General features: G+C 73.0%; 20 protein-coding genes. 7 read left to right on the top strand and 13 right to left on the bottom strand.

Annotated features, from left to right (window positions below):
- Positions 1-3: 3 nt before the first annotated feature.
- The 4 genes from TR46_RS04935 to miaA form a co-directional block, all read right to left on the bottom strand.
- On the bottom strand, positions 4-2,367 hold the full coding sequence (locus TR46_RS04935) for a RelA/SpoT family protein (protein WP_063770526.1): 2,364 nt from the start codon (positions 2,365-2,367) through the stop codon (positions 4-6).
- Between the two features lie 173 nt (positions 2,368-2,540).
- A complete protein-coding gene (gene dapF / locus TR46_RS04940; RefSeq protein ID WP_042394184.1) occupies positions 2,541-3,419 on the bottom strand; it encodes a diaminopimelate epimerase in 879 nt (292 codons plus the stop codon).
- Between the two features lie 97 nt (positions 3,420-3,516).
- Positions 3,517-4,017 (bottom strand): hypothetical protein, encoded by a 501-nt coding sequence (locus tag TR46_RS04945; protein WP_042393978.1) that lies wholly within the window; start codon positions 4,015-4,017, stop codon positions 3,517-3,519.
- A 327-nt stretch (positions 4,018-4,344) separates the two neighbouring features.
- Positions 4,345-5,274 (bottom strand): tRNA (adenosine(37)-N6)-dimethylallyltransferase MiaA, encoded by a 930-nt coding sequence (miaA, locus tag TR46_RS04950; protein WP_042393980.1) that lies wholly within the window; start codon positions 5,272-5,274, stop codon positions 4,345-4,347.
- A 139-nt stretch (positions 5,275-5,413) separates the two neighbouring features.
- Between miaA and TR46_RS04955 the strand changes: the two genes are divergently transcribed.
- Entirely contained in the window at positions 5,414-5,719 is a 306-nt protein-coding gene (locus TR46_RS04955; RefSeq protein ID WP_042393984.1) for an antitoxin, read from the top strand.
- Here TR46_RS04955 and TR46_RS04960 read toward each other — a convergent pair whose 3' ends face one another.
- Together TR46_RS04960 and miaB are read right to left on the bottom strand one after the other, a co-directional pair.
- Positions 5,720-6,415 (bottom strand): class III extradiol dioxygenase subunit B-like domain-containing protein, encoded by a 696-nt coding sequence (locus tag TR46_RS04960; protein WP_042393988.1) that lies wholly within the window; start codon positions 6,413-6,415, stop codon positions 5,720-5,722.
- Positions 6,416-6,457: 42 nt separating this feature from the next.
- Positions 6,458-8,023 carry a tRNA (N6-isopentenyl adenosine(37)-C2)-methylthiotransferase MiaB gene (gene miaB / locus TR46_RS04965; RefSeq protein ID WP_269084241.1) on the bottom strand — a complete coding sequence of 522 codons (1,566 nt, stop codon included), beginning with the start codon at positions 8,021-8,023 and terminating at the stop codon, positions 6,458-6,460.
- A 79-nt stretch (positions 8,024-8,102) separates the two neighbouring features.
- On the opposite strand from miaB, the gene TR46_RS04970 reads away from it, so the two are divergent.
- Positions 8,103-9,137, top strand: a complete 1,035-nt coding sequence (locus TR46_RS04970) for a TAXI family TRAP transporter solute-binding subunit (protein WP_084717899.1) — start codon at positions 8,103-8,105, stop codon at positions 9,135-9,137.
- Here TR46_RS04970 and TR46_RS04975 read toward each other — a convergent pair.
- Together TR46_RS04975 and TR46_RS04980 are read right to left on the bottom strand one after the other, a co-directional pair.
- On the bottom strand, positions 9,116-10,027 hold the full coding sequence (locus TR46_RS04975; RefSeq protein WP_052432549.1) for a MerR family transcriptional regulator: 912 nt from the start codon (positions 10,025-10,027) through the stop codon (positions 9,116-9,118). The genes TR46_RS04970 and TR46_RS04975 overlap by 22 nt on opposite strands.
- A gap of 32 nt (positions 10,028-10,059) precedes the next feature.
- Positions 10,060-11,016, bottom strand: coding sequence for an alpha/beta fold hydrolase (locus tag TR46_RS04980; protein WP_063770527.1), 957 nt, complete (start codon positions 11,014-11,016; stop codon positions 10,060-10,062).
- Positions 11,017-11,203: 187 nt separating this feature from the next.
- Here TR46_RS04980 and TR46_RS04985 point away from each other — a divergent pair, with 187 nt between their 5' ends.
- Positions 11,204-12,010 (top strand): class I SAM-dependent methyltransferase, encoded by an 807-nt coding sequence (locus TR46_RS04985; RefSeq protein ID WP_042393992.1) that lies wholly within the window; start codon positions 11,204-11,206, stop codon positions 12,008-12,010.
- Positions 12,011-12,113: 103 nt separating this feature from the next.
- Here TR46_RS04985 and TR46_RS04990 read toward each other — a convergent pair whose 3' ends face one another.
- Complete coding sequence (locus tag TR46_RS04990; RefSeq protein ID WP_042393994.1) at positions 12,114-13,520, bottom strand: sensor histidine kinase; 1,407 nt, start codon at positions 13,518-13,520, stop codon at positions 12,114-12,116.
- Positions 13,520-14,299: a response regulator transcription factor gene (locus TR46_RS04995; RefSeq protein WP_042394000.1), complete on the bottom strand. Its 780-nt coding sequence runs from the start codon at positions 14,297-14,299 to the stop codon at positions 13,520-13,522. The genes TR46_RS04990 and TR46_RS04995 overlap by 1 nt, the downstream gene beginning before the upstream one ends.
- A gap of 244 nt (positions 14,300-14,543) precedes the next feature.
- On the opposite strand from TR46_RS04995, the gene TR46_RS05000 reads away from it, so the two are divergent.
- The 4 genes from TR46_RS05000 (at position 14,544) to TR46_RS05015 (ending at position 18,537) form a co-directional block, all read left to right on the top strand.
- The gene (locus TR46_RS05000; protein ID WP_042394003.1) at positions 14,544-15,287 is read left to right on the top strand and encodes an ATP-binding cassette domain-containing protein; all 744 of its coding nucleotides are present in this window, start codon (positions 14,544-14,546) and stop codon (positions 15,285-15,287) included.
- A 191-nt stretch (positions 15,288-15,478) separates the two neighbouring features.
- Positions 15,479-17,101, top strand: coding sequence for an FAD-dependent monooxygenase (locus TR46_RS05005; RefSeq protein WP_042394007.1), 1,623 nt, complete (start codon positions 15,479-15,481; stop codon positions 17,099-17,101).
- 500 nt (positions 17,102-17,601) lie between these two features.
- Entirely contained in the window at positions 17,602-18,138 is a 537-nt protein-coding gene (locus TR46_RS05010) for a cupin domain-containing protein (protein WP_042394019.1), read from the top strand.
- 3 nt (positions 18,139-18,141) lie between these two features.
- Positions 18,142-18,537 (top strand): rhodanese-like domain-containing protein, encoded by a 396-nt coding sequence (locus tag TR46_RS05015; protein WP_042394024.1) that lies wholly within the window; start codon positions 18,142-18,144, stop codon positions 18,535-18,537.
- 150 nt (positions 18,538-18,687) lie between these two features.
- Here TR46_RS05015 and rny read toward each other — a convergent pair whose 3' ends face one another.
- The 3 genes from rny to recA all read right to left on the bottom strand — a co-directional run bounded on the left by rny (position 18,688) and on the right by recA (position 22,167).
- Positions 18,688-20,094: a ribonuclease Y gene (gene rny / locus TR46_RS05020; protein WP_084717901.1), complete on the bottom strand. Its 1,407-nt coding sequence runs from the start codon at positions 20,092-20,094 to the stop codon at positions 18,688-18,690.
- 121 nt (positions 20,095-20,215) lie between these two features.
- Complete coding sequence (recX, locus tag TR46_RS05025) at positions 20,216-20,968, bottom strand: recombination regulator RecX (protein WP_084717903.1); 753 nt, start codon at positions 20,966-20,968, stop codon at positions 20,216-20,218.
- A 2-nt stretch (positions 20,969-20,970) separates the two neighbouring features.
- Complete coding sequence (gene recA / locus TR46_RS05030) at positions 20,971-22,167, bottom strand: recombinase RecA (protein ID WP_042394026.1); 1,197 nt, start codon at positions 22,165-22,167, stop codon at positions 20,971-20,973.
- Positions 22,168-22,395 lie beyond the last annotated feature (228 nt).

Here is a 22,395-nt window from a genome sequence, read left to right on the forward strand (position 1 = left end):
TCCTTAGCGGAAGGGATCAGGTCCAGGAAGCGGGAGAGCCGCCTCCTCATCGGACAACGCCCCAGCATTGCTGCGGATTCCCGACGACGACGATGGTCGCACGGGCTCCTCCGGGCCGTCATCCGGATTTGCCGTCTGTGCGACCGCCCGGTAGACGTCGTAGACCCCGGCCACCCTGAGCATCGCCTTCATCAGCCCGGGCAGCAGTCCGGCGTCGGGCAGCTCCACCGTGTAGCGGTGCCGTACGCGCAGTTCCTGGGGCGGTTCCACGGAGGCCGAGACGATGTCCGCGCCGACCGCGGAGATCGCGGCGGTGAGGTCGGCGAGCAGCCGCGGCCGGCCAAGGGCGTCGGCCTGGACGGTGACCGTGTAGCCCACCGGCTGGGCGTCCTGGCCCCAGGCGTCCCGGGCCCAGGCCACCTCGACCGGCGCACGCCCGCCGCCGGCCATCCCGCTGCCGGTCGGGCAGCCGCTGCGGTGCACCGCGATGCCGCCCTTGACCGCGAATCCGAGCAGTTGGTCGGGCGGGACCGGGGTGCAGCAGCGGGCCAGCCGGACCGGGGCGCCGGGCCTGTCGGCGGCGACGACCAGGGCCCGGTCCCGGGGATCCCGTCCCGGGGCGGACGGGAGCTCGACACCGACCCGCTCCACCATCGCCTCGGCCCCGGCCTGCGCCGCGGGCTGCTGCGGGTGCTCGGCGAGCCAGCGCTCGATGGCGATCCGCGCGGACGCGGTCCGGGCGTGGCCCAACCACTCCGGCGAGGGGCCGCCGGGCTCCCCCGCCCCGTCGGGGTCGTCCTCGGTCAGCACGTCCACCACGTCGCCGTCTTGCAGTTCGGTGGAGAGGGCGGCGAGCCTGCCGCCCAGCCGCACCCCGATACATCGGTGGCCGACCTCCTCGCCGAGCGCGTAGGCCGCGTCCACACAGCTGGAGCCGACCGGCAGATGCAGGGTGCGGCCGTCCTCGGTGACCACCGTGAGCTCGCCGTCGCCGGAGAGGTCGGCGGTGAGCGCGGACCAGAAGGTGTCGGCGTCGGGCGTCTCCCGCTGCCACTCCAGCAGCCGGGAGAGCCAGCCGGGCCTGGCCGGGTCGGTGCGGTCCAGCTCGTCCCGGCCGCCGGCCGCCTCCTCGGCCTGCGCCTCGTCCGCGCGGGCCGCCGGGCTGCCCAGGGCCACCACGCCGAACTCGGCGACCTGGTGCATCCTCCCGGTGCGCACCAGCACCTCGACGACGTCCTCGCCGGCCCCGCCGGGCGCGGTGGCCACCGCGGTGTGCAGCGACTGGTAGAGGTTGAACTTGGGCGCGGCGATGAAGTCCTTGAACTCCCCCGGCAGCGGTGACCAGCAGGTGTGCAGCTCGCCGAGGACGGCGTAGCAGTCGGCGTTCTCCTCCACCACGACCAGGACCCGGGCGAAGTCGCAGGGCGCGAGCTCGCCGCGCCGCATCCGGCTGCGGTGCACCGAGACGGCGTGCCGGGGACGCACCGTCACCTCGGCCTGGATCCTGGCCTCGCGCAGCTGGCGCCGCAGCGCCCCGGCGAACTCCGCCAGCGGGTCCAGCCCCTCCGCCTGGGCGCCCTCCCTGGCGGCGATGAGCGCACGGGTCGCCGCGTACTCCTCGGGGTGCAGCGTGGCCAGGACGATGTCCTCCAGCTCGGTCTTGACGACCTGGATACCGAGCCGCTCCGCCAGCGGGATCAGCACATCCCTGGTGACCTTGGCGATCCTGATCCGGCTGGCCGGCTTCATGTGCCGGATGGTGCGCATGTTGTGCAGCCGGTCGGCCAGCTTGATGACCATCACCCGGACGTCCTCGCCGGTGGCCAGCAGCATCTTGCGGAAGGTCTCGGCCTCGGCGGCGGCGCCGAAGTCGACCTTCTCCAGCTTGGTCACGCCGTCGACCAGGTAGGCGACCTCCTGACCGAAGCCCTCCCTGACCTGATCCAGCGTCACCGCCGTGTCCTCGACCGTGTCGTGGAGCAGCGAGGCGACCAGGGTGGTGGTCTCGGCGCCGAGTTGGGCCAGGATCATGGTGACGGCGAGCGGATGGGTGATGTACGGCTCGCCGCTCTTGCGGGTCTGGCCCCGGTGGGAGGCCTCGGCGAGCTGGTAGGCCCGGTCCAGCAGGGCGAAGTCGGCCTGCGGATGGTGCACCCGGTGCGCCCGGACCACGGGTTCCAGCGCGTCCGCGAACTGCGGCCGCCCGCCGCCGACCAGCAATGCCGCGAAACCGGCCCGCCCCAGCCCGGACCGCGCCCTGGCCCGGCGCAGGCCGCCGCTGACGGCCTCGCCGCCCTGGTTCGGCGGAGAGACGGTTCTGCGACCGCCCAGGGGAACGGCTGGGAGATCACTGGCATCGACGTTCATGCACACCTCCGGCAGCGATCACCGGAGCGGCTCGACACCCCGATGGTCCATGCTAGCGATTGCAACACGCGCAGCGATGCCACGTGTTCCCAACGTCACCTTGATCACCCATTCGGGGGATTTGAACCGGGGCGGAATTGGCAAGGCTCTAAGGTTGCGCGAAACCCGCCGGCTCAGGACTCCAGCCACTCCGTGGACAGTTGACCCTCCGCCAGCACCACGGCCGGGCCGGTCATCTCGACGACGCCGTCCACCCGCTCGGTGATCACCAGTCGGCCGCCGGGCACGTCCACGGTGTAGGTCACCGGCTGCCCGGTCAGCGCCGGGTCGGCGCCGTCCCTGCGGGCCGCCGCGACCATGACCGCGCAGGCGCCGGTGCCGCAGGAGCGGGTCTCCCCCGAGCCGCGCTCATGCACCCGCATGGCGACATGGCCCGGTCCGCGGTCCACCACGAACTCCACGTTCACACCGGCCGGGTACGCCGACGCGGGCACCACCGAAGGCGCCTCGTAGAGGTTGCCGGCCTGGGCGAGGTCGTCCACGAAGGCCACCGCGTGCGGATTGCCCATGTCGACATGGAGCGCCGGCCAGCTGAGCTCCCCCACGGTCACCACCACGGACCCGGAGTCAGGCAGTCCGGCCCGCCCCATCCGCACGGTGACCTGGCCGGGCGCACCGGGACGGTCGGCCTCCACATGGACCTGCCGCACCCCCGCCCGGGTGGCCACCGCCAGGTCGCCGCTCTTGGCAAGGCCGGCCAGCACCAGGTAGCGGGCGAAGACCCGGACGCCGTTGCCGCACATCTCGGCGATGCTGCCGTCGGAGTTGCGGTAGTCCATGAACCACTCGGCCTCGGCGGCCATCGACGCCGCCTCGGGATGGGCGGCCGAGCGCACCACGCGCAGCACCCCGTCCGCGCCGATCCCGGCCCGCCGGTCGCACAGCCGGGCGACCGCCGCGGGCGGCAGGTCCAGCGCGCCGTCCGGGTCGGGCAGGATGACGAAGTCGTTCTCGGTGCCGTGGCCCTTCAGGAAGCTCGGGCCGTTCAAGATCTCGCTCACCCCTCCATCGTAGGGGGCGGCCACCGCCTTCAGGTCAGGCACCGCACTTCACGTCACAGGCACCGCAGCTCAAGCACCGCAGGTCGGCTCAGGCACCTATGCGGGCGACCCGCCACCAGCCCAGCGCCAGCGCCAGCCCCACCAGGGCCGCGTACGCGAGCAGGGCGCGCCAGCCGGCCCGGCGGCCGGAGCCCTGCCGGGGCAGCCCCGGCCAGGCGTAGCCGGCCCGGCGCGCGGCCATGCCGCCCCAGCCGGCCGAGGCAGTGGTCAGCAGCAGTCCGAGCATGCCGACGAACCGGCCCGCGTCACCGGACTGGAAGGCCAGCGGGAAGGCGAACAGCAGCGAGCCGAAGATCGCCAGAGCGGCGATGGGGATGACCTGCCAGAGCCGGAGCAGTCCGGCCGGGCGCAGCTCGCGCCCTTCGAGCCCGGCCTCGCCGATGCTGTCGGCCGGCGGCAGCGGGGTCAGCGGCGACAGGTCGGATCTCGGCCGCTTGGAGAGGTCGATCAGCGCCGGATGCGACGAGGGCGAGCCGTCGAGGCCGAAGGGGTCCTCCGGCAGACGATGCGTCTCGGGGCCGGTATCCATCGACACGCGGCCTCCCTGGCGATTGGTGCCGGTGGTGATCCACGACGGCGGAATGTCTCCCTCAGTGCTCGATGATGGCACGTGGGCCCGGGCCGACCCCCCTCTCCAGGGCCGGATCGGTGATCCGTGGCCATGACGTGATCAGCCCGTAACCGCCCGTCCTCGCAAGGCTCCGCGCGTACACCCGGATGTGCGCCGGGGGCGCGCAGTTCGGCCTGATACGCCTCTGGGCAGCGACGCTTCCTGTGCGAAGACTGTGGCGGCGCCGAGGGCGATCCCGCGACGACCGCGACGAACGTCACGGCCGGGGCGGCGACCGTCAGGCCGTCAGTCGCCGGCCACCAGTGCCAGCGAGCGCCGCAGCAGCTCGGACTGGTCCCCGGAGTCCTCCCGGCCGAGCCAGTGCACCCGCGGGTCCCGGCGGAACCAGGACTCCTGCCGCCGGGCGAAACGCTTGGTGGCCCGCACCGTCTCCTCGCGCGCCTGCTGCTCGCCGCAGTCCCCGTCCAGTTGGGCCAGCGCCTGCTGGTAGCCGAGCGCCCGGGAGGCGGTGCGGCCCTCGCGCAGCCCGGCCGCGGCCAACTGCTCCACCTCCGCGACGAGTCCGGACTCCCACATCCGGTCGACCCGCAGCGCGATCCGCCGGTCCAGCTCCGGTCGCGGCACCAGCACGCCGATCTGGACCGCGTCGTAGACCGAGTCATGGCCCGGCAGATTGGCGGTGAACGGCTTCCCGGTGATCTCCACGACCTCCAGCGCCCGGACGATGCGCCGCCCGTTGCTGGGGAGGATGGCCTGCGCGGCCAGCGGGTCGAGGCCGGCGAGCCTGCGGTGCAGCTCGCCCGGGCCGACCTGGTCCAGTTCCTGCTCCAGCCGGGCCCGCACCTCCGGGTCGGTGCCCGGGAAGTCCAGCTCGTCGATGGCGGCGCGGACGTACAGCCCCGAGCCGCCGACCAGTACCGGCGTGCGCCCCTGGGCCAGCAGCGCGTCGATGGTGGCCCGCGCCATCCGCTGGTACTCGGCGACACTGGCGGCGACCGTCACGTCCCAGACGTCCAGCAGGTGGTGCGGGACGCCCTGGCGCTCCTCGACGGTGAGCTTGGCAGTGCCGATGTCCATGCCCCGGTAGAGCTGCATGGAGTCGGTGTTGACCACCTCTCCGCCGAGCTCCCTGGCCAGGGCCACGCCCAGGTCCGACTTGCCTGCGGCGGTGGCGCCGACGACGGCGATGACACGGGGAGCGAGGGGGCTGTTCACCCCCTCAGTCTCCCAAACGTACGCACACACATGCTCCACAGCTGCACTGGACAGTGATGGACAGTACGGTGTGCCTAAGTACGGGCGTTTTGTCCAATTGTTGGACCAGTCGCCGCGGCCCCGCTACGCAGGAGCAACCATGGGTCTCTCGGACACTCTCAAGGGCGCTCTCGGTCAGGCCAAGGAGAAGGCCACCGAGTTCGCGGAGAAGCACAACTCCACCATCGACTCCGGCCTGGACAAGGTCGGCGAGATGGCGGACAAGGCCACCAAGGGCAAGTACAGCGACAAGATCCACACCGGCCGGGACAAGGCCAAGGAGGCTCTGGACAAGGTCGGCCAGGAGCACCCCGTCGTCGAGGGCGAGACGGTCGGGGGCGACACCGTCGACGGCGCGACGGTCGACCGCGAGACGGTGGAGAAGCAGGACCCGCCGGCGTCCTGATCAGGTCCAGGCGGCGACGAAGTAGCCGACCCCGTACGGCGCGTCCTCATAGAGCAGCTCGGCGCCGAGCGCTCCGGCCGCGGCGCCCGCGAGCACCTGCCAGGGTGCCCGGCCGGAGGCCATCAGCTCGTACGCCAGCTCGTCGTCCAGGGTGGACAGCTCGCCGTCGGCGTCCCCGGTGGCCAGACCGCGGGCGATCATCGCGTCGAAGTCCTCGGCCCGTTCGTCCAGGTAGCCGGGGGCCTTCAGCGAGCGCCGGGCGCTGCCCTCGCCGACGACGAGCAGGCCGACCCGCTCGGCCGACTGCGCCAGCCTGACCCCGTTCGCGGCGCAGAGCTCGGGTTCCAGATAGTCGGGGACGGCCAGGCCGCGGGCCCGCCCGGTCCAGCCGGAGCGCTGCAGCAGCCAGGCCCCCACCGTGAGCGAGGCGGGCAGCGGCTCCGGCCCCGCGCCCTCTCCCAGGGTCACCGAGACGTCGACGCCGAACGGCTGGAACGAGCCGGTGCCGCCCTCGTCGAAACTGCTGTGCTCGGCGTCGGGGCCGACCACCCAGACCACCTCGGGCCCGGCCGCGAGCACCGCGCCGAGCGCGGTGTCGCAGACGGCGCGGAGCCGGTCCAGTTCGGGCGCGGCACCCGAGGCGACCTCGGGGACCAGCAGCGGCGGGCAGGGGCAGACGGCGGCGGCGACCAGCATGGCTCCGACCCTACCGCCGGTCCGGGCAGCGTCCGCCGTGCCTCAGCGGCAGCTCGGCGCCTCGGCCACCGGCAGCGGGGCCGGGGCGCCGACGGACGGCAGTCCCAGCATCACCCCGGCCGGCGCCGGCGGAGCGGCCTGCCGCTTCTCCCAGGCGTCACCCGCACGGGTGCGCCGCACGGACAGCGGGGCCCCTTCGGCGAGCAGATGGTGCGGAGCGGCGTAGGTGATCTCCACGGTGACCACGTCGCCGGGCCGCGGAGCGGAGCCGGCGACCGATGTCGCAGTGCCGGGCCGCGGAGCGGAGCCGGCGACCGATGTCGCAGTGCCGGGGCCCACACCTTCTGCGGGACGCGTGAAGTGCACCAGCCGGCTGTCCGGCGCGCGGCCGGAGAGGCGGTCGGTGTGCTGGTCCTTGCGCCCCTCGCCCTCGGCGACCAGGACCTCCAGGACCTTGCCGACCTGCTTCTTGTTCTCCTCCCAGGAGATCTCCTCCTGGAGCGCGACCAGGCGCAGATAGCGCTCCTGGACGACCTCCTTGGGGATCTGCCCCTCCATCTCGGCCGCGGGGGTGCCGGGCCGCTTGGAGTACTGGAAGGTGAACGCCTGGGCGAAGCGGGCCTCGCGGACCACGTGCATGGTCTGCTCGAAGTCCTCCTCGGTCTCGCCGGGGAAGCCCACGATGATGTCGGTGGAGATGGCCGCGTCGGGCATGGCCGCGCGCACCTTCTCGATGATCCCCAGGTACCGCTCCTGCCGGTAGGAGCGCTTCATCGCCCGCAGCACGCTGTCCGACCCGGACTGCAGCGGCATGTGCAGCTGGTGCATCACGTTGGGCGTCTCCGCCATGGCCGCGATCACGTCGTCGGTGAAGTCCTTGGGGTGCGGCGAGGTGAACCGCACCCGCTCCAGTCCGTCGATCCCGCCGCAGGCGCGCAGCAGCTTGCCGAACGCCTGGCGGTCGCCGATGTCCTGCCCGTACGCGTTGACGTTCTGGCCGAGCAGGGTGACCTCGACCACGCCCTCGGCGACCAGCGCCTCCACCTCGGCCAGGATGTCGCCGGTGCGGCGGTCCTTCTCCTTGCCGCGCAGCGCCGGGACGATGCAGAAGGTGCAGGTGTTGTTGCAGCCGACCGAGATCGACACCCAGGCCGCGTAGGCGGACTCGCGCCGGGTCGGCAGGGTGGACGGGAAGACCTCCAGCGACTCCAGGATCTCGACCTGGGCCTCCTCCTGGACCCGGGCGCGTTCCAGCAGCGCGGGCAGGTGGCCGATGTTGTGGGTGCCGAAGACCACGTCCACCCAGGGGGCCCGCTTGACGATGGTCTCGCGGTCCTTCTGCGCCAGGCAGCCGCCGACGGCGATCTGCATCCCCGGCTGCACCGCCTTGACCGAGGCGAGCTGCCCCAGGTTGCCGTACAGGTGGTTGTCGGCCTTCTCGCGCACCGCGCAGGTGTTGAAGACCACGACATCGGCATTGGCGCCCGACGGCGCCTTGGCATAGCCGGCGTCCTCGAGCAGCCCGGCCAGCCGCTCGGAGTCGTGGACGTTCATCTGACATCCGTGCGTGCGGATCTCATAGGTCTTGGAAGCTTCTGCGGTACCCACGCCCACAAGGGTACGGGCAGGGCGGAGCGCCCTGATCCCGAGCTTCCCGAAGGGGGGTAGGACTGGCAGGATCACCCGCATGGCGGACACCTGGCGGCTCCACGACCTGCTCTCCCGAGGGGTGCGCTCGCCTGCCGTCCGGGTGCTGACCGTGATGGTGGCGCTGGCCGCCGCCGCCCTCGGCTACTGGCTGGTGGCACCCAACGGGGTGGCCTACCCCAAGGGCGTGTTCGGGATGGCGACCGGCTCCAGCGGCGGCGTCTACGAGAAGTACGGGCAACTGCTGAAGCCGAACGTGGACCGGGACCTGCCCGGGGTGGAGCTGCGACTGGACTCCTCGGCCGGCGGCCCGGACAACCTGGCCAGGATCGCCGGCGGACGGGACGACTTCGGCATCGCCACGGCGGACGCGGTGGCGCACTACCGGGGGGCCGACGCCGGCGAGCTGCGGGCGATGGGCCGGCTCTACGACGACTACGTGCAGCTGGTGGTGCCGACCGGTTCGAGCATCAGGAGCGTCGGCGACCTCCGCGGCAAGAAAGTGGCGATCGGCCAGGTCAACTCCGGGGTGGCACTGATAGCCGAGCGGATCTTCCAGGTGGCCCACCTCGATCCGGACCGGGGCGACCTGACCGCCGAGCCGCTGGGCATCGACGAGGCGCCGAAAGAACTCGCCCAGGGGAAGATCGACGCGTTCTTCTGGTCCGGCGGCATTCCCACCTCGGGCGTCACCGACCTCACCGACACCTCCCACGTCCGGCTGGTACCGCTGGGCAACCTGGCGACCGCGCTGGACGCTCTCGCCTCGGAGCAGGACCCGGAGGCCCGGAACAGCCAGATCTACCGCAGCTCGACCATGCAGGCCAGCGCCTACCCGAGGACCGACCCCGACGTCGCGGTGTCCACCATCGCCGTCGCCAACCTCATGGTGACCAGGGCCGACGTCCCGCTGGGGCTGGTCCAGCGGGTGACCGCCGCGGTGATCGACAGCAGGGACTCCATCGGGCGCCAGGTGCACTCGGCGCAACTGGTGGACATCCGCTCGGCGATCTACACCGACCCGCTGCCGCTGGCGGAGGGCGCCCGCAGGTACTACGTGTCGGCCAAGCCCTGACCGCCGCCACTGTCCGGCCCGCCGTCCCCCTGCCCACTGCCTCCCCGCCTGCCGTCTCCTGGCGTGCCACCGGCCGGCCCGCCGCTGTCCGCGCCGCCGCCGAGCTCGTGCTGCACCAGGTCGCGCAGCGGACCGGTGACCGCGGCGTCCAGCAGTTTGGTCGCCTCCACCCGCATCGCCCTGGCCAGTTCGGCGTCCACCACCGACTGGGCCAGCGGCCGCAGCCGGCGCACGGTGCCGATGGCCTCGGCCGCCTCGGCGTTGTCCAGCTGGTGTCCCGCATAGCGGACGAAGACATGGATCGCGCTGAACTCGACGAAGCGGCGGGCCAGATGGTCGATGTCGCCGCGGAGCTCCTCCAGGTGGGCCACGATCGCCGGCAGCGGGACGCCCAGCTCGTGCAGTTCCACCGCGACGGCCAGCAGGCCCGGGCTCGGCACCAGGAACTGGGCCGCCTCCGCCGGGTCCACCAGCGGCGGCTCCGGCTGCAGCACCCCGAGCCGGACCGCGTCGGCTATGGCCCGGTGGTCCTCCACCCCGTGGAAGGAGGCGACCAGTGCCTCCCGGCTGATCCGCTCCGCGGCCTCGTCCGTCCAGGGCGCGGTGACCTCGGCGACCAGGCCGAGCACGCCGCCCAGGCCGCGCCCGCTCTCCCAGGCGTCCAGCAGCTCCTTGATGCCCGCCAGGGTGTGCCCGCGGTCCAGCAGTTGGGCGATCAGCCGCAGCCGTTCCAGGTGCTCACGCTGGTAGACGTTGGCGCGCCCGCGCCGGTCCGCCGCCGGGAGCAGGCCGCGGTCCTGGTAGGCACGCACATTGCGGACAGTGGTTCCGGCCGCCCGGGCGAGGTCGTCGATCCGGTAGTCCGCGCGCTGCTCGGGCACCGTCGTCACGTCGTGCTCCTCCACTCCCCCGGCCTGACGGCCTAGCGCGGAACCGAGCGTACCGCCGGATTCTCCGAGCGTGTGGGCGAGGGGACCAGGCCGGAGCGGACTTCGTCGACGAAGTCCGCGATCAGTCCGGCCAGCTCCTCCGGCCGCGTCAGCGGGAGCCAGTGGCCCGCAAGGACGGTGCGCCGACGGAGTACCGGAGCCCACTGGTCCAGATCGTCGTAGAGATGGGGCGACAGATAGGGGTCGCGCAGCGGGACGACCAACTGGACCGGGACGGTGGCGATCCGGTCCCGGCGCGGATGCCGCAGCCGGGGGCGGACATTGGCCCGGTAGAGCCAGGTGCCGTTGGCCGCGTCCTCCGCCAGGGTGGGCGACGGCCGGTCGTCCGGCACCGGCAGCCGCTCCATGGCGCGGCGCAGCGCGGGCCAGTGCCGGCCCAGCGGTCCGCGCCACAGCAGCTCGGGCACCCGGGGCACCTGGAAGGCGTAGACGTACCAGGACCGCAGCCCCTGCCCGGCGGCCTGGGCCAGGCTGCGGCCGGTGGGCCGGCGCAGCCGGGAGCTCAGCCACAGTCCGAAGTGGTCCAGCCCGGGGCCGGAAATACTGGTGAACGAGGCGAGGCCGCCGCGCAGCCGGGGCGAGGTGGCGAACTCCCAGCCCTGGACCGAACCCCAGTCGTGGCCGACCAGGTGGACCGGGCCGTAGGGGGCGAGTGCGTCGAGGACGGCCAGGAGGTCGTCCTCCAGCCGTTCCAGGAGGTAGTTCTCGGTGCACGGCGCGGGCGCGGTGGACTGCCCCGCGCCCCGCACGTCGTAGGCGACCACGTGGTAACGGTCGGCCAGGCGGCCCATCACCGGTTCCCAGACCTGCTTGCAGTCGGGGTAGCCGTGCAGGAACAGCAGCGTGGGCCTGGTGGCATCACCGGCCTCGACCACGGCCAGCTCCACATCGCCTGCGGACACTCGGTGCTCGACAGCCCCGGGGATCATCGTCGTTCCCTTCCGCCTGCGCGGTTCCTGCCATGCGCCAATGTGCCAGTGGCCACTGGCGTGGTCAATGGCTGTGCCGAGGCAATTCATCATCCCATTATTCGAGACAGATCTTCTCACCTGGAGAGACAGTCTCTAGAGTCCAGGACTACGGCACATCTGCTGACGGACCGACAGGGAGACCACCATGAGCGGCAAGGCCACCTACACCCACGGCTTCCACTCGTCCGTGCTGCGCTCGCACAGCTGGCGCACCGCGGCCAACTCCGCCGCCTACCTGGTCCCGGAACTGAAACCGGGTCAGCAGCTGCTGGACGTCGGCTGCGGCCCCGGCACCATCACCGCCGACCTGGCCCGACTGGTGGCGCCGGGCCGGGTCACCGCCGTGGACAGCTCCGCCGAGGTACTGGCGCAGGCCGAGCGGGCGGCGGCGGAGGCCGGGGTCGACGGGATCGTCTTCGCCACCGCCGACGTGCATGCGCTGCCCTACCCGGACGACTCCTTCGACGTGGTCCACGCCCACCAGGTGCTGCAGCACGTCGCCGACCCGGTGCAGGCGCTGCGGGAGATGCGCCGGGTGTGCCGCCCCGGCGGGGTGGTCGCGGCCCGAGACTCCGACTACGCGGCCTTCACCTGGTTCCCGGCCCGGCCCGAACTGGACGAGTGGAACGCGCTGTACCACCGGGTGGCCCGGAGCAACGGCGGCGAGCCCGAGGCCGGACGGATGCTGCGGTCCTGGGCACGGGCGGCCGGCTTCGAGGAGATCCACTCGGGCTCCGGCACCTGGTGCTACGCGTCCGACGAGGAACGCGCCTGGTGGGGCGGGATGTGGGCGGAGCGGATCACCTCCTCGGGGATCGCCGCGCAGGCTCTGGCCGAAGGCTTCGCCACCGAGGACGAGCTGCGGCGGATCTCGGCCGGGTGGAGCGGGTGGGCCGCCGACCCGGACGGCTGGTTCAGCGTGCTGCACGGTGAGGTGCTCTGTCGGGCTTAGGTACTGTGTCGGGCTTAGGTGGTGCGACTGAACCGCTGCCGGCGAGTCGCACCATCAGGGGCGCGGGGAACCGCGCGGCAGGCGACCCGCGATCAGGAACCCGTCAGCGAACGGAGGGGACGGCCAGCGTCACGGTCAGGCCGCGGGGTTCGTTGGGGGAGAACTCCAGCGAGCCCCCCGAGGCGGCCAGCAGGGTCCTGGCGATGGAGAGCCCCAGGCCGGAGCCGTCCACGTTCTGGTGGCGCGGACTGCGCCAGAAGCGGTCGCCGATCCGGCCCAGCTCCTCCTCGGTCAGCCCCGGCCCCGCGTCCCGGACCGCCACCGCGACCCGCCCGGGGCCGGGCCCGTCCAGCACCGCCACCCGCACCCGGTCGCCCTCGGGGGTGAACTTGAGGGCGTTGTCGATCACCGCGTCCAACGCGCTGCCGAAGGCGACCGGGTCGGCGAGGCCGAGCAGCGGGCCGGCCGGCTCCTCGAAGTCCAGGCCGACCCCGCGCTCGCCGGCCAGCGCGGTCCAGCCCTCGACGCGTACCGCGGCGAGCGCGGACAGGTCCGTGGGCTCGGCGCCGTGGCCGGCGTGCTCCGCGACGGCCAGGCCGAGCAGGTCGTCCAGCACCGAGGCCAGCCTGCGCCCCTCGACCCGGACCCCGGCCAGCTCGTCCTCGTGGCCCTCCGGCAGCTCCATGCCCATCGCCTCGACCCGAAGCATCAGCGCCGCCAGCGGATTGCGCAGTTGGTGCGAGGCGTCCGCGACGAAGGCCCGCTGCTGGTCCAGCACCTGCTCGACATGGTCCGCCATCTCGTTGAACGCGCGGGCCAGCCGCCGCAGTTCGGGCGGCCCGCCGGCCGGGGCGACCCGGGAGGCCAGCCGGCCGGTGGCGATGTCATGGGTCACCTTGTCCAGGTCCTGGACCGGTCGCAGCACCCAGCCGGTGAGCAGCACCGCGGCCGCGACGGCCACCAGGACCGCGCCCGCCTCGCCCCCGGCCAGCAGCAGCCAGCCGCGCAGGATCCGCGCGTCCAGCGCCCCGGTCGGCGACTCGGTGACCACCACGGCGACCACGTCGCCGTCCCAGACCACCGGCGAGGCGACCACCAGCTCACGGTGCGACTGCCAGGGCCACGCCTGCGCCGGGTCATGGCTGCGCCGGCCGTCCAGTGCCTCCAGGAAGGCCTGCGCGGACTCCCCCTGGGCGGCGTCGCTCCATTCGGCCGGGTCGGCGGTGACCGGCTTTCCGGAGAGCCCGAACACGCCCGCCTTGATGCCGTAGACGTTGTAGTAGCGGCGCAGCTCCGTGGTCAGGGTGGAAAGCTGCTCCTGCGCCGTCGGCGTGCCGGACTGGCCGACCGGGTTCTGGGCCAGCGCGGCGAAGCGCGCGGTGTCGTCGATCCGGTCCACCACCAGGCGCTGCTGCTCCGCCGCAGCCTCACTGATGGCGAGCGGAAGTCCCAGGGCGATCAGCACACAGGCCATCAGGGCCAGCAGGATGCCGAGCAGGCGGGTACGCATCAACCAGCGGCCGGGGCGGCCGGCGGTCCGGGCCGTTGCTGCGGGTCGCTCGGGGGCGCGGCCGCCCCGGCCGGCTCGACGACCAGCCGGTAGCCGACCCCGCGCACCGTCTCGATCAGCGAGGGGACGGCGAGCTTCTGCCGCAGCGAGGCGACATGGACCTCCAGGGTCCGCGAGGTGCCCTCCCAGCTGCTGCGCCAGACCTCGCTGATGATCTGCTCGCGCCGGATCACCACCCCCGGGCTCTGCGCCAGCAGCGCCAGCAGGTCGTACTCCTTGCGGGTCAGCGGCACGTCCCGGTCGTGCACCAGGGCCTTGCGGGCCGCCGGGTCCAGCCGCAGGCCGCAGGAGCGGCTGATCCGGTCGGCGGTGGTCTCGGCCGGGCGCGCCTGGTCGGCGGCGGGCTGCGGAGCCGTGCCGCGCCGGGCCACCGCGTGGATCCGGGCCAGCAGCTCGCCCATGTCGTAGGGCTTCACCACATAGTCGTCGGCGCCGAGGTTCAGTCCGTGGATCCGGGAGTTGATGTCCGACCGGGCGGTGACCATGATCACTGGAATGCCTCCGCGCCGCCGGATCTGGCCGCAGACGTCGAAGCCGTCCCGGTCGGGAAGCCCCAGGTCCAGCAGCACCACCCGGTACGGGCCGCGCCCGTCCGGCACCAGCGCGTCCAGCGCCTCGTTGCCGGTCCTGGCGTGGCGCACTTCGAAGCCGTGCTTGGTCAGCACGGCCACCAGCGCCGCGGCCACATGGTCGTCGTCCTCGACAAGGAGCAGGCGCACGGTCGACTCCTCTGTTCAGCGGTCGGCGGGAGACCGGTACCGGGCATTCCCATGTACCCCATCCCGGTTGTGCCCCCGCGGTCAAGAGGATGTCCCGGTGAGTGCACGGACCGTTACCGAGCTGCGATGAACGTCACGGCCCGGGGCGGCGGCCGGTTCCTCAAATCCCGCTCAGATAGTCGGCACCACCCCCGCGAGCAGGCATATCGTCTGAAGTGATCAACAGAGAACAGGGGGGCACGAGGTGCGCGAGGCCGTTCAGCAGGAGGGCACGAGCCTGGTCACCCTGCGCGGCGTCAGCAAGCGCCACGGGCTGGTGCAGGTGTTGCACGAGATCGACCTGGACCTCTGCCCGGGAGAGGTGGTCGCCGTACTGGGACCGGTCGGCGCCGGGAAGTCGACCCTCTTCCGGGCCATCAACGGGGCCGAGCGGATCGATTCGGGGAGCATCAGCGTGGAGGGCCGCAAGCCGCTCCCCCGGCGGCGCCTGCTGCCGGGCCTGCGCCGCCCGGCGGCGGAGCCCGGGGAGCTGGTCGAGCACCGGACCGTGCTGCAGAACGTGGCACGGGGACAGACCTGGCTGCGGCGGCTGACCCAGGCCGAGGCCGCCCGCCGGGCGCAGGCGCTGCTGGAACGGGTGGGCGCGGGCGACTGTGCGGCCCGCTACCCCGGGGAGCTGACCGGCGGGCAGCGCCAGCTGGTCTCGCTGGCCCGGGCTCTGGCTGCCAATCCCCGGTTGCTGCTGCTGGACGAGCCGTGCGGCTCCCGCTCCCCCGCCGTACTGCGCGGTCTCGCCGCCGACGGCACGGCCGCGCTGCTCGCCACCGACGACCCCGCCTTCGCGCGCGCCGCGGCGGACCGGGTCCTCTTCATGGTCGGCGGACGCATCACCGAACGCGGCACCCCGGAGGAGTTCTTCACCACTCCGCGCACCGCCCGGGCCCGTGACTTCCTGGCAGGTGGGGCGAGCGGGGGCGCGCAGCGCTGACGTTCCCGCCGGGGCGGGCGCGGCGTGGGCGCGGGTCGGCCGCGCCACGAACCGGCGTACCCCCGAAGCTGCTTGACGCCGCACCAGGCGATCTGTTGCAGTGACTCCATGACCGGTCCTGCCCGCACCGGAAGTACGGCGCCCGCCGGCCTCCAGGCGGCGGGCGGCCCCGTCGGAGTCGAGAGGCAGCCGTGGACCCCGTGATCATCGTCGGCGCCGGCCCGGTCGGGCTGGCGCTGGCTCTGGCGCTCGCCCGCCACCAGGTGCCCACCGTCGTCCTGGACGACGGCGCCGGGGTCTCCCCCGAGGGGGCGCGCTCAACGGTGCTGCGCGCCGACACCACGGAGTTCCTCACCAGGATCGGCTACCACCGGGTCGCCGCCGACGGCCGCGCCTGGACCTCCTGGCGGACCCTGCGGCGCAACCGCGAGCTGCTGCACCTGCCGCTGCCCGACGACGAACTGCTGCACCTGGCCCAGCACCGGCTGGAGCGCGGGCTGCGCGACGCCGTCTCGGCCACCCCGCTGATCGACCTGGTCCACGACTCGCCGGTCAGCGAGATCGAGCAGGACGACGACGGCGTCAGCGTGCACGCCCGGCGGACCTGGTGGCGCGGCAGCCATCTGGTGGGCTGCGACGGCCCCCGGTCCACCGTGCGCAAGCAGCTGAGGCTCCGCTTCCCCGGACGCACCGCCGCCGACCACTACGCCGTCGCCACGGTCCGGGTCGACCTGCCGTTCCCGGGCGAGGCCCGGCTGCACCGGGACCCGCACAGCGACCGGGCCCAGATCAGCCGCGAGGTCACCGCACGCCCGCTGCCGGACGGCGTCTGGCGGCTCGACTGGCGGCTGCCGGTCCAGCACCCCGCGCTCACCCCCGACGCCCTGGTCGAGCAGCTCCAGGCCACGCTGGCCAGCTGGCACGAGGGCACCCTGCCCGGCTACGAGCTGGTCACCACCGCCGACTACACGGTGCAGCAGCGGCTGGCCACCCGCTTCCAGGTCGGCCGGGTGTTCCTGGCCGGGGACGCGGCGCACCTGCTCGGCGCACTCGGCATGCAGAACCTGGACGAGGGCCTGCGCGACGCCGACAACCTGGCCTGGAAGCTCGCCCTGGTCTGGCACAACTGCGCCACCGACCGCCTGCTGACGACCTATCAGCAGGAGCGCCGCAGCTCGGTGATCGCCCGGCTGCGGGCGGTGGACCAGGCCATGCCGCTGCTCGAACCGGCCACCCCGCTGCTGGAGGCCCGACGCAGCGTGCTCTCCGGATCGCTGCGCCGCAACGCCACCCTGCTGTCCGACGGGACCCTGGGGCGCGGGCGGCTGGGCGCGGCCCCGGCCTACCCCGGGCGCAACCGCCCGTCGCTGAGCCCGGCCCTGTCGCCGACCAGCCCGGGAGTGCTGGTCCCCGACGTCCCGGTGGTGACCCCGGACGGGTCCACCGACCGGCTGCGGGCCAGGCTGGGCCGGGGGTTCCTGGTGGTGCTGGTCGCGCCGGGCACCGGGGTGTGGGCCGTCGAGCACTGGCTCGGCGCCGGACTGATGCCGCAGCTCAGCGAGGCCACCAGGGCCCTGCCGCTGCCCGCCGAACTGCTGGTCACCGAGGACTATCCGTCCGCGCCTCCGCACACCGTGCTGCTGATCCGCCCGGACGGGCACCTGGTCGCCGCGCTCCGCGGCTGCCGCCCGGACGACCTGTGGGCACTGGCCGACCGGGCCCGTGGCGGCTCCGCCGAACTGCCGACCCCGCGGGCCGGCGCGGCGGCGCAGCCCGCCGACGCCCGGGTCGCCGGCGACCGGGCCCGGGCCTGAGCCGCGCCGCGTGGCGCCGACAGCCCCGCAGCAACCGGGCAGCCCGGCGATCCCGGGCCGTACCTGCGGTATCTGACGGACGATCAGTATTGACGATCACCCTGCTCCGTGCTTCACTGGCGCCCATGCGGCAGCAGTGCAGGTGGCTACGGCCACTCGGAGTTTCGGCGGAGGGCTCGGGTGTCGCCCCCCGGGACGTCGGAGTGCTGCCCCTGACCGGTGCGACCAGCGTCCGTCTGGTCCGCCGCGCCCATCTGGACCTGGTCCGGTACGTAGGCGCCATCTGTACGGCCGGCTAGCAGCCGTCCTGCCCCGGTAGATCCAGAACCGCACCTGTCGCGGCCGCTTCGCCGCATCCTCGCACCCGCCCCGGTCCCGGGGTCGGCGTGCCGTACCCCCGCACTCCCGCAGGACCCGCTGCGGTACCCGAACGCGTCCGTGCGCAGCGCCGCGCGCCGCTTTCGCGTACCCGGCCGCCTCCACACCCCAGGATGCCCGCCATGTCGATCACCCCTACCCGCACCGAGGCTCTTCGCGCCAAGGCCCCGGCACCCACCCTCGCCGAGATGCTGGACTTCGCCAGGACCACCGCCACCGATCCCGAACTGCTGGCGCGGCTGCCGCTGGACCCCGGGCAGCGCACCTGGGTCCGGTTGGCGGGTCCGCTCGGCAGCGAGGCCTGGCTGATCGGCTGGCCGCCCGGGTCGGAGACCGGCTGGCACGACCACGGCGGCTCCAGCGGGGCGTTCGTCACGGCCGACGGCGAGCTCAGCGAGCTGTCGCTGGGGCTGCCCATCCCCACCGACGGCTGGCGCAGCCTGGAGCTCGAGGAAGGGGTCGACCGGCAGCGCAGTCTGCCCCAGGGGCGGGGGCGGTCCTTCGGGCCGCACCATGTGCACCAGGTGATCAACCCCTCCGAGGAGCGGCACGCCGTCTCGGTGCACTGCTACTACCCGCCGCTGCCCAGACTGCGACGCTATGAGCGCAGCGGCGACGTGCTGCGGCTGGCGCTGGTCGAGATCCCCGAGGAGTGGTGACGTATGGCGGTCGGCATCGATGAACTGCTGGAACGCGAGCGCGGGCATTTGCGCCGGCTGACCCCCGCGGAGGCCGCGGCGGCCGTGTCGGAGTCCGGGGCGGTGCTGGTGGACATCCGCTACGCAGCCCTCCGGGAGCGGGACGGCACCGTCCCGGGCGCACTGGTGGTGGAGCGCAACGAACTGGAGTGGCGGCTGGACCCGCTGTGCGAGTACCGGCTCCCCGAGGCGACCGGGCACGACCTGCAGGTCATCGTGGTCTGCAACGAGGGCTACGCCTCCAGCCTGGCGGCCCGCTCGCTCCAGGCCCTGGGGCTGGCGCGGGCCACGGACCTGATCGGCGGGTTCCAGGCGTGGGCCGCGGCGGGGCTTCCGGTCACGGCACCGAGCCGGTCCTGACGGCGTTCGGCTGCGGATCGTAGGTGGCCGGTCGCGCAGCTCCCCGCGCCCCTGGGGGTATGCAACCGGCTCGGTTGCACAAGCCAGGGCCCCGGGGAAATGCGCGCCCGGCCAGGCAGGCGCCGCACCCGAATGACACAAGAACCCCCGCTACCGGGCGAACTCGGTCGCCCTGCTCTCTCTGATCACGGTGATCCGGATCTGCCCGGGGTAGGTGAGCTCCTCCTCCACCTGCTTGGCCACATCCCTGGCGATCACCTGCGCCTGGAGGTCGTCCACGGCCTCCGGCAGCACCATCACCCGGACCTCGCGTCCGGCCTGCATGGCGAAGACCTTGTGCACGCCCTCGTGCCGGCGGGCGATCTGCTCCAGCCGCTCCAGCCTGCGGGCGTAGAGCTCCAGCGACTCCCGGCGCGCGCCGGGCCGCCCCCCGGAGCAGGCGTCCGCCGCCTGGGTCAGCACCGCCTCGACGGTCTGCGGGTCGACCTCGTTGTGGTGCGCCTCTATCGCGTGGACGACCTCGTCGGCCTCGCCGTAGCGGCGGGCCAGTTCGGCCCCGATCAGCGCGTGGCTGCCCTCCACCTCATGGGTGACTGCCTTGCCCACGTCGTGGAGCAGCGTGCAGCGCTTCACCAGTACCGGATCCACCCGCAGCTCGGCGGCCATCATCCCGGCGATATGGGCCGACTCGACCAGGTGCCCCAGTACGTTCTGGCCGTATGAAGTGCGATAGCGGAGCCGCCCCAGCAGCCGCAGCAGTTCGGGGTGCACCTCGCCGACCCCGATCTCGGCGAGCGCGTCCTCGGCCGCACGCCGGCACTGCCGCTCCACCTCGGCCAGGCTGCGCTCGTACTCCTCCTCGATCCGCAGCGGCTGGATCCTGCCGTCGGCGACCAGCGCCTCCAGGGTCAGCCGGCCGACCTCCCGGCGCACCGGGTCGAAGCAGGACAGCAGCACGGAGGCGGGGGTGTCGTCGATGACCAGGTTGACCCCGGTGACCGACTCGAAGGAGCGGATGTTGCGGCCCTCGCGGCCGATGATCCGGCCCTTCATGTCGTCGCCCGGCAGCCGCACCGTGGCGACCACCGACTCGGCGGTCTGCTGGGCGGCGACCCGCTGGACCGCCGTGGCGACGATCTCCCTGGCCCGGGCCTCGCCCTCGGCGCGGGCCCGGCGCTCTATCTCACGGACTGTGCGGACCGCCTCCCGTTTGGCCTGCTCCTCGGCCGCGTGCACGATCTCCGCCCTGGCCTGGGCGCCGCTGAGACCGGCCACCTGCTCCAGGGCCAACCGCCGCTCGGCCTCCGCCATGGCCGCCTCGGCCCGAAGCTCCTCACGCTGCCTGGCCAGGACGGCCTGGATCTCGGCAGCGTCGACCGCACAGGCGTGCAGCCGCCGCTGCTCCTCGTCCAGCCGCCGTTCGCGCTCGGTGCTTCGGAGCTCGCGGCGCTCCCACTCGATGCGCAGGCGACGGCGATGGGTGAAGGCGCCGAACACAATCACAGCCAGGGTCGCTGCCAGGGCCAGACCGGCCAGGACGACAAGCGCGATCTCCATGGGCCCTCCCTCACTGAAGGCGAGGCTACGGGCGGGTTACGAAACGGTCAAGATAGCGATCAGATCTGACCATTCGTCACCAGCCCATTCACATAACCTCCTTGCCCCGTCCTCCGGGCATTCACTCCAACCGGCCCTCTTCTCCCTCTTCCTGTTCCTCCCGGTCCAGCGCGGTACGGACCACCCGCAGCGCCAACCCCTCCGAGTAGCCGCGCCGGGCGAGCATCCCGGCGAGGCGCCGGATCCGGACCTGCCGCTCCAGCCCCCGGGTCGAACGGAGTTTGCGTTCGACCAGCTCACGAGCCGTCTCCGCCTCCTGCTCCGGATCGAGCTGGGCGACGGCCTCGGCCACCACTCCGTTGTCCACTCCCCGGCTGCGCAGCTCCATCGCCAGCGCCCGCCGGGCCAGGCCCCGGCCCCGGTGCCGCGACTCGACCCAGGCCCCGGCGAAGGCGCTGTCGTCGATCAGCCCGACCTCCTCGTAACGGTCGAGCACCTCCTGGGCGACGTCGTCCGGGATCTCCCGCTTGCGCATCGCATCGGCGAGCTGCTTGCGGGTCTTCGCGGAACCGGTGAGCAGCCGCAGGCACACCGCCCGCGCCCGGGTGGCAGGGTCCGCGGACTCGGCGGAATCGCCCGCCGACCCGCGTCCGGTGGCAGTCCCGACCTCGCCGCCGGTCGCGGCAACCGTCCCGTACCCGGCCTCGTCATCCTCTTCGTACTCGTCCGGACCGGCGTCGACCCCGGCAGCGGCGGGGAGGAGGTCGAACCCCTCCCCGCCGTCACCACTCGCGCACCAGTCGCGCGGCCCCCAGGCCTCGCGCGTGGACGTCCGCGCCGACCGCTCGGGCCGCTCCGGTTGCTGCCCGGCCACCCTCAGGCCTTGGCCGCCGGCACCGGTTCTGCCGCGGCAGCCGGGACCACCGGGGCGGCCGCGGTCGCCGGAGTCGCCGGAGCGGCAGGCGCCGCCGCGGCGGCGGCCGCCTTCTCCGCCCTGGCCTTGCTGGCGCGGGTGGTGACCGGCTTGACCACCGGGGTGATCTCCTTCACCGCGGGCTCGGCGGAACCCTCGACCTTGCGCGGGCCGACGCCCAGCTTCTCCTTGATCTTGTTCTCGATCTCGTCGGCCAGCTCGGGGTTGTCCCGCAGGAAGTTGCGGGCGTTCTCCTTGCCCTGGCCCAGTTGGTCGCCCTCGTAGGTGTACCAGGCACCCGCCTTGCGGACGAAGCCCTGCTCCACGCCCATGTCGATCAGGCCGCCCTCGCGGCTGATGCCCTGGCCGTAGATGATGTCGAACTCGGCCTGCTTGAACGGCGAGGCGACCTTGTTCTTGACGACCTTGACCCGGGTGCGGTTGCCGACCGCCTCGGTGCCGTCCTTCAGGGTCTCGATCCGGCGGATGTCCAGCCGCACCGAGGCGTAGAACTTCAGCGCCCGGCCACCGGTGGTGGTCTCCGGGGAGCCGAACATCACGCCGACCTTCTCGCGGAGCTGGTTGATGAAGATCGCGGTGGTCTTGGACTGGCTGAGCGCACCGGTGATCTTGCGCAGCGCCTGGCTCATCAGCCGGGCCTGCAGACCGACGTGCGAGTCGCCCATCTCGCCCTCGATCTCGGCGCGGGGCACCAGCGCCGCCACCGAGTCGATGACGATCAGGTCGACCGCGCCGGAACGGATCAGCATGTCGGTGATCTCCAGCGCCTGCTCGCCGGTGTCCGGCTGGGAGACCAGCAGCGCGTCGGTGTCCACGCCGAGCTTCTTGGCGTAGTCGGGGTCGAGCGCGTGCTCGGCGTCGATGAAGGCGACGATGCCGCCGGCCTTCTGCGCGTTGGCCACCGCGTGCAGGGTGAGCGTGGTCTTGCCGGAGGACTCCGGCCCATACACCTCCACCACCCGGCCGCGCGGCAGGCCGCCGACGCCGAGGGCGATGTCCAGCGCGATCGAGCCGGTCGGGATGACCTCGATCGGGGCGCGCGTCTCGTCACCGAGGCGCATCACCGAGCCCTTGCCGAACTGCCGTTCAATCTGGGCGAGCGCGGTCTCGAGGGCCCGCTCGCGGTCATTCGCTGCCATGGATTCCGTCCTGGGGGTCTGTGCTGAGCGCTTCATCACCAAAGACGCTAGCGCGCACCACTGACAATCGGCCGCCGTGCGGACCCGGGCCTGTGGACAACTCGCCGCCTCTCAGTATAGAGAACATCAGTTCGATTCATCCGCAGGGCCACCAGCCACTCCTCCCTGCTCACCCCGATCACGGTCCTGAGCTGCACCTTCCCCCACGGCTCCGGCGCGTCGCCCACC

This window comes from Streptacidiphilus carbonis (assembly GCF_000787775.1).
Lineage (GTDB): Bacteria > Actinomycetota > Actinomycetes > Streptomycetales > Streptomycetaceae > Streptacidiphilus > Streptacidiphilus carbonis.

Excerpts from the sequence above, each read along its gene's own strand:
- TR46_RS04970 (WP_084717899.1), top strand. The coding sequence starts at position 8,103 with ATGGCGGACACCTGGCGGCTCCACGACCTGCTCTCCCGAGGGGTGCGC.
- TR46_RS04985 (WP_042393992.1), top strand. The coding sequence starts at position 11,204 with ATGAGCGGCAAGGCCACCTACACCCACGGCTTCCACTCGTCCGTGCTG.
- TR46_RS04935 (WP_063770526.1), bottom strand. The coding sequence starts at position 2,367 with ATGAACGTCGATGCCAGTGATCTCCCAGCCGTTCCCCTGGGCGGTCGC.
- TR46_RS04990 (WP_042393994.1), bottom strand. The coding sequence starts at position 13,520 with ATGCGTACCCGCCTGCTCGGCATCCTGCTGGCCCTGATGGCCTGTGTG.
- TR46_RS04955 (WP_042393984.1), top strand. The coding sequence starts at position 5,414 with ATGGGTCTCTCGGACACTCTCAAGGGCGCTCTCGGTCAGGCCAAGGAG.
- TR46_RS04945 (WP_042393978.1), bottom strand. The coding sequence starts at position 4,017 with ATGGATACCGGCCCCGAGACGCATCGTCTGCCGGAGGACCCCTTCGGC.
- TR46_RS05015 (WP_042394024.1), top strand. The coding sequence starts at position 18,142 with ATGGCGGTCGGCATCGATGAACTGCTGGAACGCGAGCGCGGGCATTTG.
- TR46_RS04960 (WP_042393988.1), bottom strand. The coding sequence starts at position 6,415 with ATGCTGGTCGCCGCCGCCGTCTGCCCCTGCCCGCCGCTGCTGGTCCCC.
- recA (WP_042394026.1), bottom strand. The coding sequence starts at position 22,167 with ATGGCAGCGAATGACCGCGAGCGGGCCCTCGAGACCGCGCTCGCCCAG.
- rny (WP_084717901.1), bottom strand. The coding sequence starts at position 20,094 with ATGGAGATCGCGCTTGTCGTCCTGGCCGGTCTGGCCCTGGCAGCGACC.
- TR46_RS04980 (WP_063770527.1), bottom strand. The coding sequence starts at position 11,016 with ATGATCCCCGGGGCTGTCGAGCACCGAGTGTCCGCAGGCGATGTGGAG.
- TR46_RS05010 (WP_042394019.1), top strand. The coding sequence starts at position 17,602 with ATGTCGATCACCCCTACCCGCACCGAGGCTCTTCGCGCCAAGGCCCCG.